Here is a 17,357-nt window from a genome sequence, read left to right as displayed (position 1 = left end):
ATCCTCCTAAAGGTTGTCTTTTTCATACCAGATGCGTGGAAGCGAAAGAAATATGCGCGGAAAAAGAACCTGAAGAGACAGAAATTTCACCGGGTCATTTTTGTTGGTGTCATTTTTGTAATTGATGAATTGTAAAATTACCAGCTATTAGCACGATAACAAGAAGCAAATTCAGCAGTAGTCTACAAAAATTGTTGCCAGATAGTGAAATATTTAATTATGTGTTAATCTACTGCACTGCGTTAAAGGATCGCTATTTTCCAATTTGTACAACATGAAGGCTAAGCTGATATCAAAACGCCTTTTTCCTTCCGATAACCCATCAATCCCTAAAATATCTTCTAATCTTTTGATCCTATATTTTAAGGTATTGTAGTGAATGTGAAGAAAGTCCGCCGTTTGTTTTAGCTGCCAATCATTTGATATAAGAGCTTCAAGCGTTTGGAATAAAAATAGGGAGCTTTCATCTTTCGTGTCAATAAGTTTGCCCAAGGTTTTTCTCCAAAAGTTTCGGCTTATTTCAGAGCCCTTGAGAGCACACAATATCTTTTCTACCCCTAGGTCACACCAAGAATACACACCCGGTTTTTGTTCCATTCGCCTTAAAATATCCAAAGTCTCCAAACTCTCAGAAAAGGCATGCGGTGCTTCTGATAAGTCTTTTTTCGCCGAACTTACAGAAACAACAACGTCACTTTCCATATATCGCGTGAGTACGTCGTGCAACTTTTCTATTGTTTTGCATAGACCGATGTAGTCCTTCTCTTCTTTCAGGGGTATTAATGCTACAAAATATGGACTGATGTTCGTTGCCATTGTTCCTGGGAAGTAGACATTGAGCTTCTCATTTAAAAAGTTTAATAAATGCTCCTCCTCTTCAACAAGAGCATCAGTAGTTGGGAGAGCATCAGTAGTTGTATTATTAGTGGATTTATTTTCTTCGATAGTTTTTATAGTAGCTACAACTAGCTTCCACCCTGGATCCCACCCGTGGACTTTCGCTTGCAGGAAAACCTCGGCTGGTTTTTTAAACTTGGAATATAGAATATCCTTTATGAATGCGTCTTTGTGTCGTCTTTCAACTTTGGATGCAAATTCCATCCTCTGAAAGTGTAATAAGAGTGCTCTTTGTGCTTCGCGAATTGCAACATCAGCGAAGCGAGTCAAGTAACTGGGCTCTTTTTCAAAAACTAGGTGTCCAATCGTTTTATTTGCGTTGGTAATTTTTACATGGGTATAATCCTTTATTATTTCGCTTAACATATCAGGCACGACGCAAGTGTCTTTAAAGGAACTATTTTCGGAACCGTAACCGATACCAAAAATTTCATCTATATACGCTACACCAACGTTTAAGAACCTTGCAAGAATATTGAGCATGTCCTCAATTCCCTTGTTCAAAAGAAGAGAATTGAGGAATTCTGTTCTTATAGCTTCAGTTGTCTCCAGCAGTTTGTATTGACTGTTTACAATTGCCGAAAGCACCGGGTTTATTATGTCAACGTGATTCATGAAGGTTGGGATTTTTAATATCGGAAAATCATATTTATTAGCCTTTGCTATCGCTTCCTCCGGCACCTTGTTCAGAAAACGTCCGATTTTAACGCCCAGTGCAGCTGCATTTTTCTTGGCGAGGCTATCTACTAGGTCAACGAATGATAGAGAGTCATTCGCGAAAAGATATCCTGACGTAAGTAAAAATTCACCGCCTCTCACCCATTGACCAGCATTTGGTACATCTATTACCACCACAGTTTTAACAATTCGGTTAGACAGCCCTTGTTCGCCAGCCAGAATTTTCACATCACTTAGGACGCCAATTTGTAACATCTCTTCTACAGTCAGAGACATTTTTATCCCTCCGGGGAATCGACCTTTTTGAGGAATGCTTTGTCATTTCCCCCAATATATTAACATAATCTTTGTAATATTTAACAAATCAAATATTATGATAATCGCAAATTGTTCGAAAATTACAAATAATATTTACTTGTTTATCAATGCGTCCAATGTAAAAGGCTACATGGTCAGCTATAATCAAAGTAACATATAAAAGGGAAGGTGGCTTAACGGTGGAATTTAAAAGCGGAATAGAACCAACGGAAAAATATTGTTCAATGGAAACTATGAATGGCGCATTGAAATTGGTGCGAGACGTTATGCTCGCAAAAGAGGGAGAGACCGTAGTGGTGACCTGTGACAGCTCGGGCGACAGGAGGGTTGCCGAGGCGATCGGAGACGCTGCTTACGCAATTGGAGCTAAACCCATTATATTGTACTACCCTACTCCGATTAAGACCTTCGCAAGCGAAATGCCAGCTCATATGGCTGCGGCTACTGCAAATGCCGACGTGTGGATAGAGATAGCTTACGCCACCGTTATGCACTCTCAAACCTGGAGAGACGCCATGGACAAGGGATGCAGGTACATCAACCTAACGGGCATGGATGTGATGATGCTAGTTAACTGTGTAGAAAGAATAGATTACGACATGGTCGTGGAGCTTGGGCGTCACCTCCAGGAAATACTTGGAAAAGCAAATAAGGTTGAAGTTAAAAATCCTAGCGGCACAGATCTAGTGGCATATAATCAAGGACGTAAAATACGCCTCTCTGGAGAAAAAGCTACCAAAAAGGGATACCCTGTCATGTTAGCGGGGCAAGTAAGCTGGTGTCCGGTTGAAGAGACAATAAACGGCACCATAGTATTTGACGCTGCGGTATTTCCTCCAGCACAACTTGGAATCATAAGAGAGCCAATCGCGTTAGAAATAGAAAAGGGGGTAATACAGTCAATTTCCGGAGGAAGAGAAGCAAAAATTTTTGAAACCTGGCTTAAATCCTTCAACGATCCCAATATGTTTAGGCTCGCTCACTACTCTCTTGGCTTCAATCCAGGCGTAACCGCGCCTACAGGGCGAATTGTAGAAGACGAGAGGATTTTTGGATGCATAGAATTTGGATTTGGGAGTCAAGGCAAACAGATCATGGGTAAGGGCTGGTCAGCGGCATCACATACCGATGGAGTTACATTGAATCCAACGATATTGCTTGATGACGTTTTGTTTGAAGAAAACGGTGTTTATAAAGACCCTAAAGCAGCCGAAATTTGCAGAAAAATGGGTATTCCGAGTTATTAATCCTGCCACAGAAAGTGAGAAGAGGAAAATACTATGACATCTCTTGATGCTAGAATTGCAAATTTATTTCCATCAATAATACTAAATCTTCAAGAATCTATAAGGATTCCGAGCATTCAAGGAGATCCTACCTTGGACGCTCCCTTTGGAATTCAAGTGAAAGAGGCATTGAATCATGCTTTAAAAACGGCGTCTTCGCTGGGATTTAAAACGTACGACTTGGATGGATATGTTGGTTGGGCTGAATACGGCGAAAGCGAAAACATGATTGTCGTTCTAGGGCACCTCGACGTGGTGCCTTCCGGAGAAGGGTGGACGCGTCCTCCTTTTGGCGGAGAGATACATGGAAATAAAATGTTCGGACGAGGAGTAATGGACGACAAAGGACCCATTATAGGTGCGTTATGGGCTTTGTACGCTATAAAGGAACTTTCTTTTCCTGTAAAACGCAGAATTCGTATCTTATTTGGAACTAACGAGGAAAGCGGTATGAAGGACATGCATTACTACTTAGAGCATGGCGGGGAAATACCTATAATGGGGTTTACCCCAGATGGAGAGTTTCCTATAGTTGCCTATGAAAAAGGACAGCTGCATGTACGTATTAAAGTCCCTTTTATACAGCCCAATAACTCCAAAGCGTTGCTTTTAGGAATTTGTGGCGGTACTGTACCTAATGTGGTACCCTCTGAAGCAGAAGCCCAAATCCGCTTTTTTGATCTTTCCGAAAAACAAAAGATATTAAACGCCTTTAAAAAAGTTGCACGCGAAAAGGGCATAAAAGTCGCAGTTAATGCAGAGAGCGAAATCGCGACGATCAAGGTGTCTGGGGTTGCGGCCCATGGGAGTACACCCGAACTGGGCGTCAATGCCATAGCTAACCTTTTATATCTTTTAGGATATTCAATCGATGAAGATTGGGGGGAAAGTTTAAGGGGACTGAGCGGATATTTCTACGGTGACGTTAACGGTGTTAACTTAGGAATTTTTTTGGAGGATGAATTATCAGGTAAACTAACATGCAATTTAGGACAAATTAACTTTGAGGATGGTTGTCTGTCTTTAATTTTGGATATACGTTTTCCTGTCTCTTTTAAATTTGAAGATGTAATTCTGTCTTTAGAATCCTTATCGCAGAAGGAAGGCTTTTCCTTGAACATCCTTCGCAAGAAAGCACCCCTTAACATGCCGAAGGACAGCATTTTGATTAAAAAACTTCAGAAAGTATATGAAGAAAAGACTGGACAAGAAGCGAAATTGTTATCGATGGGCGGGGGTACTTACGCTAAAGCCCTTCCAAATATAGTAGCCTTCGGTCCAAAGTTTCCCGAGAGCCCGGATGTTGCACATCAAGCAGATGAGTTCATAGACTTGGAGGAGTATTTAAAGATTCTTCAAATAATGGGTACTGCCATGGTTGAGTTGGCAAATTGAACTTTCAGCTAAATTGGAGGTGTCTGTTTCGTATCGAGAAAAGCAAGAGAAGTACATATCTAATCTAAAAGGGTGATGAAATATGGCAGGTAAGAAAGTAGTTACACGGATCGTCATGGCAATCTTGTGTGTGTTGATGATTTTGGCTGGTGGCGCTTGGGCCACCGTTGACGACCGTATAGTGAGGTTTACTGCTTCTAATACACCCAACATAGATCCAGCGCAAGGACATGATCGAGCCTCTCAGATCGCCTTAGTAAATTTATACGATTCTTTGGTATTTCAAGATTATTTAGGCAACCTAAAAAATGGTGTTGCCGAGTCTTGGACGGTATCAGAAGATGGTCTAAAATACACATTTAAAATTCGCGATGGCATATTATTTCATAACGGGGACAAATTAACCGCAGATGACGTTGTATTCAGCATGAAAAGGCTCTTGACAGTCAAAAGAGGCTTTTCCTACTTGTTTGAAGGATTGGTGAAGGATATTTCAAATCCTTCAGATGATACTGTTCTAATCACTTTAAGCGAGCCCTTTGGTCCATTTCTTTCTACACTCAACCGATTTTATATCGTCAACAAAAAACAAGTTCTAGAACATTTACAAGACGGAAATTACGGCGAATTTAAAGACTATGGCACAAATTGGCTCATAAATAACGACGCCGGGAGTGGTCCCTATAAGGTTGTAGAAATGGCACACAATCAACACTTAAGAGCGGTTAAGTTCCCAGAATATTGGAAGGGGTTCAGTCCAGGCAATCCGGAAGGCTTCGAATTGCTCGCCGTTTCTGAGCCTGTAACTGTTAGAACTATGATAATGCGCAGACAACTTGAGTTTACTGACGAATATCAGCCTGTTGAAACCTACAAAAGTCTCGAAAAAGTCAAAGGAATCGATATATTTGCAATATCCAACGGTAAAATGTTGTACCTATCATTGAACAATGCCAAACCCCCTACTGATGATGTACATTTTAGAAAAGCTCTGTCTTATGCAATAGATTACAAAGCATTACTCCAAATTTTTCCATGGAGAAAACAACCTAAAGCCCCAATCGCACTTTCGCTTATAGGTGCAGCCTCTGATTTGCCCTATTATGATTATGATTTGGAGAAGGCAAAAGAAGAGTTATCTCTTTCCAAATATGCCGACAATCCTGATCAATTTCCTGTTGAAATAGCATGGGTAGCTGACGTCCCAGATAGGGAAAAACTGGCTTTAGCTTTCCAAACTTACTTCGATAAGCTGGGAGTTAATGTTGAAGTTGTTAAAGTTCCTTGGGCTAAGTTTGTTGACCAGGCATCACGTTTGGAAGATACCCCTCATGGCACAACCATTAGTGAGTCCTCACATTACAGTGAAGCAGGCTCGCTCCTGCGGGCAATTTATCATTCAGAATCAATCGGGACATATACCAACACTAGTTGGGTTCGATATCCCGATATCGACGAAGCAATTGACAGGGCCCTTAAGGAGACCGATTTCAATGAACGGCTTAAGCTTTATCGCAAAGCGCAAGAATTAATAGTAGAATACCAGCCCCATATTCCAATCTTTGAGGAGCCGGAAGTTCACGCCTATCAATCGGGTTACCTTACGTGGGAGCCTGCGGAACTTGGGAAACAAGGAAAAACTATTGTTCCAGGTTTAGATTTGCTGTACATGTTGGGCGTCCAATTTAAAGAATAAGCCGGCAGCTAATTTATTGCTAGTGTCAGGGAGGCAAAATCCATGGAGATCTTTCGCTTTATTTGTAAGCGCACTTTGTGGTCGTTAGTAGCCCTAGTTGGGCTGTCGATCATCATATTCACTTTATCCAGAGTTGTGCCCGGTGATCCTGCACGCATGGCATTAGGACCCAGAGCAACAGAAGAGGCAGTTGAGGCATTAAGGAGCGAATTAAAGCTCGATCAACCCGTGATGTACCAGTATTTTCATTGGATAACCAGTGTATTAAAAGGAGATTTTGGACTATCGCTAATGACGATGAGATCGGTAACGGATGACATTAAGATTTATTTGCCTGCCACATTAGAACTTGTGATTGTTGCAGCTATAATTCAATGTGTTTTCGGGATATTTCTCGGAGTTCTTGCAACTGCAAGCCAAGGCAGTTATATGGATTACTTTCTTAGGATAGTAGCTTATATAGGTGTTGTAACACCTTCATTTGTTTTCGCAGTCTTGTTTATGCTCCTTTTTGGTTACAAATGGCCAATTCTCCCAGTTTTAGGACGTACAAGCGTTGGATTAGGCGTTCAACCGATTACAGGGATGATCGTGGTGGATAGTATTTTACGGGGTGATTTTCCTGTCGCAGTAGATGCTTTTGTTCACCTTCTCCTCCCAGCGACTGCCCTTGCAATGAATGGTATGGCTCAACTGGCGAGGATTACCCGTTCTTCAATGATAGACAATAGTGAGCGAGATTACATTGTCATGGAAACGGCTCAGGGATTAAGCAAAAGGGAGATATTTTTTAAATACCTGCTTAGACCTTCTGTAATCCCTGCCGTTTCCGTATTAGCGCTACAAATCGGTGCATTGTTCGCTAATGCTTTTTTAGTTGAATCTATATTTAACTGGCCAGGGCTCTCGCGTTACGGAGTGGAAGCCATGCTATTTAAAGACTTAAACGCAGTGAGTGCGGTCATTTGCATCGTGGGATTTGTTTTCATAATTGCCAACATATTTGTTGACATACTCGTGGCTATCATAGACCCCAGAATTAGGCTTAAAGCTGGAGAGTGATAATATTTATGAGCGCTGACAAGTATGGATCCCTTAGAAATTTGACTGATAAAGCAAAAAGAGCGTGGTATCGTTTATCTAAAAATAAACTTTCCATAGTAGGTTTCATAGGTGTTATCGTAATAGTTTTAGCTGCGATATTTGCTCCCTATATTGCTCCTTATCCCAGCCACGCCGGCAAGGTGGTTGATTTTATCAATGCCAATCAACCACCCAGCCTAAAACATTTATGCGGGACCGACCCCATGGGAAGAGATGTCTTTAGCCGTATAATATTTGCTCTTAGGTCGACTCTATTGATGGGAGTCGTGGTCCTAAGTATTTCAGTCCCCTTTGGCACAACCATGGGTCTAATAGCAGGCTATTTCCAAGGTTCATTAATCGATTCTTTTATTACCCGGCTTACCGACATTTTCCTTGCCGTTCCGCCTTTAATTCTGGCGTTATCGGTTGCAGCGCTTCTCAAGCCAAATCTAATGAATGCTATGCTAGCTATAACCATTACGTGGTGGACATGGTATGCCCGATTAGCTTACGGTATGGCAGTTACTTTAAATAGGGAATATTATGTTCGCTCAGCGCAACTGCTGGGAGCCAGTTGGGTACATATAATTTTCAGGGAAATGCTTCCAAATTGTTTGTCTCCCATATTGACGAAGATGACTCTCGATATGGGAATTGTCATCATGACAGCAGCTGCACTAAGCTTTGTGGGTTTAGGTGAACAGCCACCAACACCAGCCCTTGGAACTATGATATCGGACGGAGCCAAGTACATGCCTACACAATGGTGGCTAACCGTATTTCCAGCTCTGGCAATAATGATAATTGTTCTTTCGTTTAACTTATTGGGCGATAGCTTTAGAGATCTCTTTTCAACGGAGGAAAAACAATGAATGATACTGTATTGCTTGAAGTCAAAGATCTTAACGTCCATTACAGGGTTTACGAAGGCTTGTTGCACGTTTTAAACGACATTTCCTTTAGTCTCGTTGAGGGTGAAAGGCTTGGCTTGGTTGGAGAAACAGGTTGTGGCAAAACAACTACCTTTAGGGCCCTTTTAAGGGTGCTTGATAGCAATGCCACTTCACGGGGCACCATCTTATACAAAGGAAAGGATCTCAGCAGAATAAGTCATCCAGAATTGTTAAACATGAGAAGAACGGAAATGTCCATGATATTTCAGGATCCGACTAGCTCCCTGAATCCTGTTTTCACGGTTGGAGAGCAAATAACGTCAGTGATAAAAGCGAGCTTGCAAGCCAGGAATGTCAATCTTAACAAAAATGACGTAAAAAACATAGCTCTAAAAGCGCTTTCTGATGTACTTTTACCTGATCCGGAGAGAATTTTCGAGTCATATCCGTTTCAACTAAGCGGGGGGATGAGGCAACGTGTATGCATCGCAATGTCAGTGGCGACAGAAAGAAAGTTATTGCTCGCTGATGAGCCTGGCACCTCTCTTGATGTTACTATACAGGATCAAATTTTAAGGCTCCTAAATAATTTAGTGAAAACAACAGGCATGTCAGTAATTTTGGCCACACATTCATTAGGAGTTGTTAGAGAAGCCACAGATCGCGTTTGTGTCATGTATGGCGGAGAGATTGTAGAAATAGGCCCGACTCGTTTGATTTTTGCAAACCCCCTTCACCCCTATACGAAAGCATTGTTGGCATGTGTGCCTAAATTGACAGGAGAGGGCTTTGCGGAGGGCATACCAGGAGAAATGATTGGTTACTTAAATCCCCCACCGGGCTGTCGGTTTCAGCCACGATGCATTTTTGCTGATAAAGGGGAGTGTAGCCAAAGAAAACCTGAGTTAAAAATATATGAAAAAGATCATTTTGTAGCATGTCACGTTATCAATCCGAATTAGCGGGGAGAGAAATGTAAATGAATGTGCCTGTTTTAAGGTTGAGCATGTTGAAAAAGTATTTCCCATATAAAAAAGGGCTTTTTGTAAAAGCCGTTGATGGGATTAATCTTGAAATATTTCCAGGAGAGACTCTTGGCCTTGTTGGAGAATCTGGTTCTGGGAAAAGCACAGTGGCTTATACAGTTGTAGGAATGTATGCGCCAACTGAGGGAAAAATTACATATAAAGGTCAGGATATATCCTTCCCTAGCAAATTCAGGCCCCATGAAATGAAAGGTAGAATACGAATTGTATTTCAAGATCCTAATTCCTCTTTAAATCCTAGAAGAACGATTCGACAGATCTTGTCCATCCCGCTGAAATTACATAAAAATAACAGTAATGGTGAATTCCCTAGCTCTCCGGAAGCACTTCTTGAAGAGGTTGGAATTTCCCCGACTTATGTTCATCGATTCTCTAGGTCTCTAAGCGGTGGTGAACGCCAACTTGTCGCCATAGCTCATGCCCTTGCGACCGACCCCGATTTAGTCCTACTAGACGAGCCAACATCCGCCTTGGATGTTTCCATTCAAGCAAAAGTCATTAATCGACTTGTAGATCTCCAAGAAAGACACAGATTGTCATACCTCTTTATTACCCATGATTTAAGCTTAATGAGAAATGTGGCCCATAGAGTGGCAATAATGTACTTAGGAAAGATGTGTGAAATTGCTAAAACAAGAGAATTTTTTGAAAATCCCCTCCATCCATACACGCAGATGTTGCTATCTTCTATACCGGTTGTTACTGGCGAAGAAGAACAGCTGAAACCTAAAAAAATAACTTCACGGGGTGAAATCCCAAGCCCTGTTAATATTCCGCCAGGTTGCAGTTTCAATCTCAGATGTCCATTTGCAATGGATAAATGTAAAGAAGTAGATCCTGAAATGAAAGAATTTGAAGCAGAACATCATGTCCGGTGTCATTTGTACTAAAAAGTACATGTTAAATTGTTAAAATATCAAGAAATATTGACATAAAATTTGCATTAGTTTTAAATACTACTAGATGGAGGATTTTAGAAGATGGTTAAAAAATTGATGTATATTAGCCCTGTTGGCTACAATACTTATGATAATGAAATTGAAAACTATCTTCTTAAATACGCGGAAAACTGCACTATATGTGCAACTTCTTTAAGTAAAGCCCCTTATCATTTGGAATACCTGTACTACTCCGCTTTAATTGGTCCTGAACTCTTGAATACGATAAAGCAAGCTGAAATTGATGGATTTGATGCTGCAATTATCGGGTGTTTTTACGACCCCTTTTTGTACGAGGCTAGGGAAATGAGCGATAGACTTGTAGTTACTGCGCCTTGTGAAGCCTCTTTGTCGATAGCTACTAAACTGGGAGCCAGCTTTTCGATAATAGTAGGACGTCGGAAGGTGATCCCCTATATGAAGGAAAACGTAAGAAAATACGGGTTTGAAAATAGGTTGGCATCATTTCGCTCTGTTGAACTGGGCGTCCTCGATTTTCAAGAGAAAAAGGAACTTGCCGAAGAAAGAATTCTAAAGGAAGCAGAACGTGCAGTAAAGGAGGATGGGGCTGAAGTAATTATTTTGGGGTGCACAAAAGAATTTGGGTTTTTCGAGAAAATCCAAGATTGCATAGGTGTACCAGCAATCGATTCCATGATAGCAGCATGTAAAGAAGCCGAACACTTAGTAAGTTGCAGAGATAAACTCAATTGGACAATCAGTAAAGTAGGAGCATACGAACCACCCAAAATAGATGAAATACGCCAATGGAAACTTGATGAATATTTTCAAATACCTGTAGAGAAAAAATAAAAAATTGTGTTACTTTGATCGGATTTAAGAGTTAAATTTAGTCTTAAGCCTCATAATTATTATATTGCCTCGATGAATTACAATGCTATCGACGAATGATAATGCTATTGAACAATAAGATTTGACCAAAAAGGAGGTCAGCCTATCCAATTACTCATCCGTACTTATTTGTGTTTGTACTTAATGCTCATATTAATGTGAAATTAAGTACTTATTGTGTTGCGTAGCAAGGTCAATATGTTTTCCTATATTTTATTTAGTCATATCACTTAATAGAAACTACATACTGTTACTAGCTCTCCGTTTTGGGTAATTTAAATATTACCTCTCCTCTAGAATTTTATATCTTGCTTTTACGGATGAAATGTAAATCCCCCCACTCCTACTCGGTATACTTTTACTTTGAAAAAATAATCAGTAAGAAGGAGGGAAAGTAAAGTGTCAGAAAAATCCTATCAACACGTTAAGGCAATAGAAAAAGAAACATTTATTGTGAGCCTTTGTGTAACCTTTTTTGCGGCTGTTATATGCATGCAAATTATCGCGCGTATTGGTATAACTCCTAACACTTCCATCATCGGTGCATTGATAGCGATGTCGATCGCCAGAATTCCTTCAGCGGCTCTATCCAAGTTCAGAAACCTCGATCGACAAAATTTAGTTCAGACAATGACATCAGCAGGAGGTTTTGCGGCTGCAAATTGTGGGCTTCTAGCCGTGGGCATATTGTACGCATTTGGCGATTTAAAGTTGCTGGTACCGATGCTTTTGGGAAGTACTATTGCGACTTTGCTTGGTATATATTTTGTTTACAAAGTTTATGATTCAGAACTGTTTCCCGCTGTAGGCTCATGGCCTCCCGGTGTTGCCACTGCCGCTGCGCTGATTGCCGGAGATGAAGGTGGAGCTAAAGCGAGGACTTTATTTCACGGAATCCTTTTGGGTGCTTTAGGCACAGCTCTAAGGATAAAACCAATATTACCAAGTGGACTTCCAATGGCAGGCGTTGGCATCGCTTTCATAGCAAACCCTTCTGCCATGATGGCTTTAGGTGTGGGCTTAATCTTAAGAGGTTATTTCCCCTATATTTCCTCTTTTATGTCCTCTATGGGAATAGCTGGCCTTCCTGTAGATTTGGGTAAAACCTACATACCACATGGTGTCATGATTGGTGCTGGATTGGTGTCTCTAATTCAAGCTATTGTCATAATATTTCGAAAGAGCGATCCGGCGAATAAAACGGTAGATGCAGAATACATACCCACAGTGAATAGTTCTCAAACGAAGAAGGCAATTGTTACCTCTTTTCTTCTTTTCATATTTGGAGCGTTGATCTTAGCATTTATCTCTGGGATATTTGCAGAGATGACGATCTCGAGATTGGCGCTATGGGTTCTATGGTCTGGTATATCAGCGCTCATAGCTCCGATACTTGTGGGTTTGTGCGCCATGCACTCTGGATGGTTTCCTGGTTTTGCTATCACGATAATTTTCCTATCCATAGGTTTGTTCATGAACTTTCCTCCCCTTGCCCTTGCTCTGCTTTCCGGATATGTGGCAAGCACCGGTCCTTGCTTTGCGGACATGGGCTATGACTTAAAAACCGGCTGGATCATAAGGGGAATGGGCAAAAATATTCCTTACGAGCTGGATGGAAGACGTCAGCAGTTCATCTCGGAGATGATAGGCGGTGTAGTTGCTATGATTGCGGTGGCTTTATTTATGAACATGCACTTTAAGTTGGATTTGATTCCCCCTGTAAGTCGTGCCTTCGCAGTCACAATTCAAGCTGGTTCAAGCCCACAAATTCTCAGACAGCTGATCATATGGGCGATACCTGGGGCGATTATTCAATCTATTGGTGGAGCTAAAAGAGCATTAGGCATTCTTTTTGCCACGGGGTTACTGATAAACAATCCTATTTACGGGATTGGACTTTTTGTTGCTGTTGGCATAAGGCGTATTTATGAAAGAACGCACAAAGAAAAATTGGAGCTTTATGGATCTGGTTTCATTGCGGGAGACGGCATATACGGATTTTTCTTTTCTATAGGGAGGAGTTTTGGATGGTGGTAAAAATGGCAAAAGTAGGTCTAATAAGGGTACTTACTACAAGCGATCGGGATTTGCTCGAACTTCACGGGGAAAAGGTGATGTCGTGGTTTCCGGGGCTGGAGGTGGTATCGCGCTGCATTCCTGATCAGCCGGAAGGCATACACGATGACACGACGGAGCAAGCGGCCGTTCCGAAGGTCATAAACCTGGCAAAGGAATTCGAAAGCGAAGGTTTCGACGGTATATTGGTAAGCTGTGCAGGAGACCCTGGAGTAAACGAGCTTAAAGATATGCTTTCGATACCCGTAGTGGGCGCAGGGAGGACGACGGCCTGCATTGCCCTTTCCTTCGATCTTCCCGTTGGGGTCTTGGGGATTACAGATGAAGTGCCCGTGGGTATGAAAGCGGTACTTCAGGATCGCATGATAGCCTGGGCAAGACCTGAAGGCGTAATTTCGACGCTTGACTTGATGACCCTTGCGGGCAGGACAAATACGCTGAAGGCGGCAGATGAGCTGAGACAAAAAGGTGCCAAAGTCGTTGCCCTCGCCTGTACCGGAATGGCGACTATAGGCATTTCATCTTTAATAGCAAAGGAAACGGGTCTAATTGTAGTAAATCCGCTGAAGGCAGCTGCGGCTGCCTTGTGGGCAGTTTTAGAGCAAAGAGGAGGTAATTGATTTGAGTGAAATCTTGATTACCGAAGATATGGTAGATGCCATAGCCCTCGGCGGCTGCCTGCTCGGTGGTGGCGGCGGCGGCTCAATGGCAGAAGGGATTAAGCTCGCAAGGTCAGCATTGAGACTTGGCAAGGTCTTGCTAAAGGAGATCGATGACGTGGATCTCGAATCGGTTGTATTGACCTCTTCTGCTGTTGGGGCTCCTTCGTCTAAAGAAGCCTTTGTGACGGACCAGGATCACGCACTTACCGTCGAACTGTGTCGCGCTGTGGGCGTTTCCAAGATAGATGCCTTCATCACCAACGAGTGCGGAGGGGGGTCTATCTTCAACGGATGGGTACCAGCTGCTATTTTAGGTCTATCGCTGGTGGATGCCCCGTGTAACGGGCGGGCTCATCCCACTGGCTTGATGGGTTCTATGGGATTGCATCGTATCAAAGATTACATCTCTGTTCAAAGTGCTGTTGGAGGAAATCCTGAAATAGGGAAGCATTTGGAAGCAGTTTTCAAAGGCGCCCTGGAATCAACTTCTTCTTTGGTGAGACAATGTGCCGTCTGTGCGGGTGGCCTTGTAGCCGTGGCAAGAAATCCAGTGAAGGCATCCTACGTAAAAGATCATGGTGCCTCGGGCGCAATAAGATTGGCTTTCAATCTGGGTGAGGCCATGATGAAGGTAAAATCAAGCGACCCGCAGGCTATAGCTTCTGCTTCAATGGATATTTTAGGAGGTAACGTAATCACAACATCCCGTGTAAAGGATAAGGAGCTTGTCTCCGAAGGAGGATTTGATCACGGAAAGATTATATTGGAAGACGGTCATGAAATAACCTTTTGGAACGAATACATGACGTTAGAGCGCAAAGGCAAACGCATCAACACCTTTCCCGATCTCATCATGACGCTTGATGCAGAAAATGGCATCCCCGTAACGAGCGCCGAAGTTGGTGAGGGGCAAAAAATAATAGTTGTCGTGGCTTCTGCCCGCAATTTAATCCTAGGCGAAGGCATGCGGTGTAAAGAACTTTTTGAGCCAGTAGAGAAGGTAATCGGAAAAGAGATAATAAGCTACTTAAAATTTTAGGGAGGTATGAATCATGTCGCTAAAATGGACCATCGAAGCCATAGAGCTTTTAAGCAACCCCAAGGTAAGCGGACAGGACGTCAAAGACACACTTGTTAAGATAGGGCTTAGAGATGTCGAGGTAAAGACAGTAACCGGCCCTGGCGGTAAGACGGATTTTGTAAAGGTTTGGATCCCGGGAAGCCAGGGCAAAAGATCCGGAAGATGTGCCCCAACGCTTGGCATAGTAGGCAGACTTGGGGGTATGGGAGCAAGGCCGGAAAGGCTTGGCTTGGTCTCGGACGCTGATGGAGGAATAGCTGCCGTAGCCGCCGCCATGCTCCTGGGCGACATGTACAGCAAAGGAGATATCTTAAAGGGCGATGTATTCGTCTCTACTCATATATGTCCAAATGCCCCCACCCAGCCTCACGATCCGGTTCCTTTCATGGGCTCCCCCATCGATATGGCGATCGCCAATAGGGAGGAAATAACCGATGAACTGGATGCGCTCCTGTCCATAGACACGACTCGCGGAAACAGGGTCATAAACCATCGCGGGTTTGCCATATCGCCTACCGTAAAAGAAGGATGGATATTACGTGTCAGCGAGGATTTGTTATCCCTCATGAGCTACGTAACCGGAAAAATGCCGGCAGTGTTTCCTATAACTATGCAGGATATCACGCCTTACGGCAACGACATTTACCATTTAAACAGCATAATGCAGCCGTGTACGGCGACCTCTGCTCCGGTTGTAGGAGTTGCCTTGACCTCTGAGGTGCCAGTGCCCGGATGCGCTACGGGCGCCACTCAAGCTATCGATATAGACGAAGCAGTCAGATTCAGCGTGGAAGTTGCAAAGTATTATGGCGAAGGAAAGGTTTCTTTTTACGATCCAGCGGAATTCGACAGATTGGTCTCCCTGTACGGGCGCATGAACCATTTGCAGACCTTGGGAAAAACAAAATGAAAATTCAGGTGACGTTGACGGTCGAGGAAGGCAAAAGGGTCATAGCGAAAGGCATTTCCTCATTGCCTGAAGTTAACCGTGTGATGAAAGAGGGAATCATTCTCCTTAAAGGCGGCACTACTGTATCTGCGATCTCTGAAGCACTAGTTGGGATTAAATTGAGAATATCGGGAAGGATAACCGGAAGGGGTGCGGTAACGGCCGCTCTCAAGGTTGATGGTCCGCACTCTATCGTAATCAAAAGAGGCAAAGCAGAAACGGCAGATGGGCATCTTGAGGAAATAGTATCTCAAATGGGACCTAAGGATTTGGCAATCTGTGGAGCTAACATCGTAGACAAAGACGGCAACGCCGCCATGATGGCCGGACGCTTTTTTGGTGGCGAGCCGGGCAGAATCCTTCCTCTTTTGCAAGTCGAAGGAGTACCTGTCATTGTAGTGGCAGGACTAGAAAAATATTCCCCTTTTTCCTTAAAGGAAGCGCTCTCTGCGTGCGGACGAAACGTGTCTGATCTGTCCATGGGGATGTCCGTGGGACTCGTTCCGATTGTGGGAGAGGTTTTTAATGAAATTGACGCTATTTATGCCTTGGGTGCCATACAGGTAACAGTGATTGGACGAGGTGGGATTTGCGAAGGCGCGGGCAGCAGCACCTTCTTGGTAGAAGGAGATAGTACGTGGGCCAACGGCTTCATGGAATACCTGTGTTCTATAAAAGGTTCTTTGCCCAGTGGCATAGATGATTCCTTAAAAGAGTGTTTGCATTGCGGTCCGGGCGCTTTAGACCACCTAAATTGCATGTACAAAAGGAGAATAAATTATCATGTATAAAATTGGTGCCGTAACTATAGGACAATCGCCACGAAGCGATGTCATTGCTGATATAAGGCCTATCCTTGGATCAGAAGTTGATGTAGTAGAAGCAGGCGCCTTGGACGGGCTTACTAAAGAAGAAATAGCAAAACTTGTCCCAAAAGAGGGAGATTACGTTTTGGTGACCAGGCTGCGTGACGGGACATCCGTCAAGGTCGCAGAAAGATACATCACTCCTCTACTCCAGGACAAAATCAGCAACCTTTTTGAAAGCGGCATTCCCGTGGTTTTGCTTTTGTGCACGGGGGAATTTCCCGAATTTCCCGCAAAGGGGTTGCTCATAAGACCACAAAGGATATTATTCGAGGTCACGAAGGCCATTGGTGCCGGGTTGAAATTAGGCGTCTTTACGCCTTCAGATGATCAAATAGAGCAATCGCGTAAAAGGTGGTCTACCATAACAAAAGAGCTACAAGTGGTGGCCGCTTCCCCATATATTAACTCGGATTCGTCTGTTTCTAATGGAGCTGAGCAATTGTCAAAGTGGGGTGCCCAGATTATCGTAATGGATTGTATAGGCTATACTTATCAGATGAAAAGGCGTGTAAAAGAAATTACTTCGTGCTCCGTAATTCTGGCAAGAACTGTTGCAAGCCGCATAGCCAAGGAACTGCTGGAGTGAGGGAAAGACTGTGGAGTTACATGATCTAAAAGGTTTGATAGAGATTGCG

The 17,357-nt window shown here is 43.0% G+C and carries 15 protein-coding genes; 14 read left to right on the top strand and 1 reads right to left on the bottom strand.

The features are described 5' to 3' along the window. Positions 1–213: 213 nt before the first annotated feature. Complete coding sequence (locus Q7P41_RS11520) at positions 214–1,851, bottom strand: PucR family transcriptional regulator (protein ID WP_303884402.1); 1,638 nt, start codon at positions 1,849–1,851, stop codon at positions 214–216. Positions 1,852–2,072: 221 nt separating this feature from the next. Here Q7P41_RS11520 and Q7P41_RS11515 point away from each other — a divergent pair, with 221 nt between their 5' ends. From Q7P41_RS11515 to Q7P41_RS11450, 14 genes are all read left to right on the top strand, one after another. Continuing rightward, a complete protein-coding gene (locus tag Q7P41_RS11515) occupies positions 2,073–3,140 on the top strand; it encodes an aminopeptidase (RefSeq protein ID WP_303884400.1) in 1,068 nt (355 codons plus the stop codon). 33 nt (positions 3,141–3,173) lie between these two features. Then, positions 3,174–4,574, top strand: a complete 1,401-nt coding sequence (gene pepV / locus Q7P41_RS11510) for a dipeptidase PepV (RefSeq protein WP_303884399.1) — start codon at positions 3,174–3,176, stop codon at positions 4,572–4,574. 82 nt (positions 4,575–4,656) lie between these two features. Beyond that, positions 4,657–6,270, top strand: a complete 1,614-nt coding sequence (locus Q7P41_RS11505; RefSeq protein WP_303884396.1) for an ABC transporter substrate-binding protein — start codon at positions 4,657–4,659, stop codon at positions 6,268–6,270. A 42-nt stretch (positions 6,271–6,312) separates the two neighbouring features. Further along, positions 6,313–7,332, top strand: coding sequence for an ABC transporter permease (locus tag Q7P41_RS11500; protein WP_303884393.1), 1,020 nt, complete (start codon positions 6,313–6,315; stop codon positions 7,330–7,332). An 8-nt stretch (positions 7,333–7,340) separates the two neighbouring features. Beyond that, complete coding sequence (locus tag Q7P41_RS11495) at positions 7,341–8,228, top strand: ABC transporter permease (protein WP_303884392.1); 888 nt, start codon at positions 7,341–7,343, stop codon at positions 8,226–8,228. Next, positions 8,225–9,211, top strand: a complete 987-nt coding sequence (locus Q7P41_RS11490; RefSeq protein WP_303884390.1) for an ABC transporter ATP-binding protein — start codon at positions 8,225–8,227, stop codon at positions 9,209–9,211. The genes Q7P41_RS11495 and Q7P41_RS11490 overlap by 4 nt, the downstream gene beginning before the upstream one ends. Before the next feature lie 17 nt (positions 9,212–9,228). Next, a complete protein-coding gene (locus Q7P41_RS11485; protein WP_303884388.1) occupies positions 9,229–10,185 on the top strand; it encodes an ABC transporter ATP-binding protein in 957 nt (318 codons plus the stop codon). A gap of 90 nt (positions 10,186–10,275) precedes the next feature. Further along, positions 10,276–11,046, top strand: coding sequence for an aspartate/glutamate racemase family protein (locus Q7P41_RS11480; protein ID WP_303884386.1), 771 nt, complete (start codon positions 10,276–10,278; stop codon positions 11,044–11,046). Positions 11,047–11,484: 438 nt separating this feature from the next. Then, positions 11,485–13,122, top strand: a complete 1,638-nt coding sequence (locus Q7P41_RS11475) for an OPT/YSL family transporter (protein ID WP_303884385.1) — start codon at positions 11,485–11,487, stop codon at positions 13,120–13,122. Beyond that, positions 13,113–13,781: an aspartate/glutamate racemase family protein gene (locus tag Q7P41_RS11470; RefSeq protein WP_303884384.1), complete on the top strand. Its 669-nt coding sequence runs from the start codon at positions 13,113–13,115 to the stop codon at positions 13,779–13,781. The genes Q7P41_RS11475 and Q7P41_RS11470 overlap by 10 nt, the downstream gene beginning before the upstream one ends. Before the next feature lies 1 nt (position 13,782). Then, positions 13,783–14,862: a DUF917 family protein gene (locus Q7P41_RS11465; protein WP_303884383.1), complete on the top strand. Its 1,080-nt coding sequence runs from the start codon at positions 13,783–13,785 to the stop codon at positions 14,860–14,862. 13 nt (positions 14,863–14,875) lie between these two features. Next, the gene (locus Q7P41_RS11460) at positions 14,876–15,814 is read left to right on the top strand and encodes a DUF1177 domain-containing protein (protein ID WP_303884382.1); all 939 of its coding nucleotides are present in this window, start codon (positions 14,876–14,878) and stop codon (positions 15,812–15,814) included. Continuing rightward, positions 15,811–16,644, top strand: coding sequence for a hypothetical protein (locus tag Q7P41_RS11455; protein ID WP_303884381.1), 834 nt, complete (start codon positions 15,811–15,813; stop codon positions 16,642–16,644). The genes Q7P41_RS11460 and Q7P41_RS11455 overlap by 4 nt, the downstream gene beginning before the upstream one ends. Next, positions 16,637–17,308, top strand: coding sequence for an AroM family protein (locus tag Q7P41_RS11450; protein WP_303884380.1), 672 nt, complete (start codon positions 16,637–16,639; stop codon positions 17,306–17,308). Before Q7P41_RS11455 ends, Q7P41_RS11450 begins: the two co-directional genes overlap by 8 nt. The last annotated feature ends 49 nt before the right edge of the window (positions 17,309–17,357 follow it).

The organism is Acetomicrobium mobile (assembly GCF_937920065.1).
Note: the sequence above shows the minus strand (reverse complement) of the source record. Positions and strands in the feature narration are given on the sequence as shown.